Annotated in this window: 2 protein-coding genes and 1 pseudogene; all 3 read left to right on the top strand. The window is 35.6% G+C overall.

The window, feature by feature from the left end; all coding sequences use genetic code 11:
* The first annotated feature begins 59 nt into the window (after positions 1-59).
* Complete coding sequence (locus tag AB5213_RS17145) at positions 60-746, top strand: helix-turn-helix domain-containing protein (RefSeq protein ID WP_006426148.1); 687 nt, start codon at positions 60-62, stop codon at positions 744-746.
* Positions 747-943: 197 nt separating this feature from the next.
* Positions 944-994: pseudogene (locus tag AB5213_RS17140) on the top strand (hypothetical protein); the annotation flags it as partial.
* The coding region (locus tag AB5213_RS17135; RefSeq protein ID WP_368277035.1) for a DDE-type integrase/transposase/recombinase at positions 995-1,307 on the top strand (313 nt) is incomplete at its 3' end. It lies immediately after the preceding pseudogene.

Below are 1,307 nucleotides of genomic sequence, written 5' to 3'. Positions count from 1 at the left end.
TGATATGCTACCCTCATATAGGACAATGAAATATAAAAGTCCTATATGGGGGTATTTTCATGTTCAGAAAGAGTAAGATAGAACCAGTAGAAAAAGTAAAAATAGTCGAACGCTACCTTGCAGGAGAAATTGGCATACAGCAAGCAGGAAAAGAATTGGGAGTTGATCATCATAGTATTCGAAATTGGATTTCTATTTATCAGTATGATGGACCAACTGGATTACTCAATCAACCGAAAAACAAATCTTATTCAAAAGATTTAAAAATATCTGCTATAAATGATTATCTTAACGGAGAAGGATCTCTTCAGGATATTTGCACAAAATACGGAATTCGTTCACACAGACAGCTTTCCGATTGGATTAAGGTGTATAATTCTGGTGGAATATTAAAAACATCCACTGGAGGTGCTTACATGAAAAAAGCAAAGAACACTACACTTGATGAGAGATTAAAAATAGTAACAGATTGTCTTGCAAATGATAAGAATTATGGTGCAATGGCACTCAAATATGATTGTTCCTATCAACAAGTACGCAATTGGGTAATACGATACGAAAAGATGGGTCAAGCGGGTCTGGAAGACAGACGTGGACGTCGTATAGCTTCTCTTCCAAGCAGAACACCTGAAGAAGAGCTACGTGACAAGATAGCTGAACTGGAAAGAAGAAATCTAGACTTACAAATGGAGAATGATCTGTTAAAAAAAGTCAGAGAACTGGAAAGGAGGGGTCGCTATCTTTAATCCATCGGTTAGCCGAATATGAAGCCATCCAAAAGCTATCGTCTACTAAGCATTATCCCATAGATAGACTTTGTAAATATCTTAATGTTACACGTTCTGCGTATTACCGCTGGGTAAAATATCCGAAAAGTAATAATGAACTTCGAAACGAAAGACTATCCACTGAAATCCAAAGGATTCATAACCAGCATCCTGATATGGGATACCGAAGGATTCGTGATGAATTAGATGGACATAAAGGAATTCATGTGAATGATAAACGAGTACTTCGTATTTGTAGGAAATACGATATAAAATCAAATATTAAATGGAAACCTAAGAGTTGTACCAGAGGAGACAGAAATCCTGATCACATAGCAAAAAACTATTTACACCGTGAATTTCACGCCGAAAAACCGAATGAAAAGTGGCTTACAGATGTTTCTGAATTTAAATACTACAACGGAATAGAAGTTCATAAAGTTTATCTGAGTGCTATTTTAGATTTATATGATAGAAGGATTGTTTCCTTTAAAATCAGCGATCATAATGATAATCCATTAGTTATGGACACGTTTGATG

The organism is Coprococcus sp. RTP21204st1_G4_RTP21204_210225, from assembly GCF_040915385.1.
GTDB classification, from domain to species: Bacteria; Bacillota; Clostridia; order Lachnospirales; family Lachnospiraceae; genus Allocoprococcus; species Allocoprococcus comes.
Note: the sequence above shows the minus strand (reverse complement) of the source record. Positions and strands in the feature narration are given on the sequence as shown.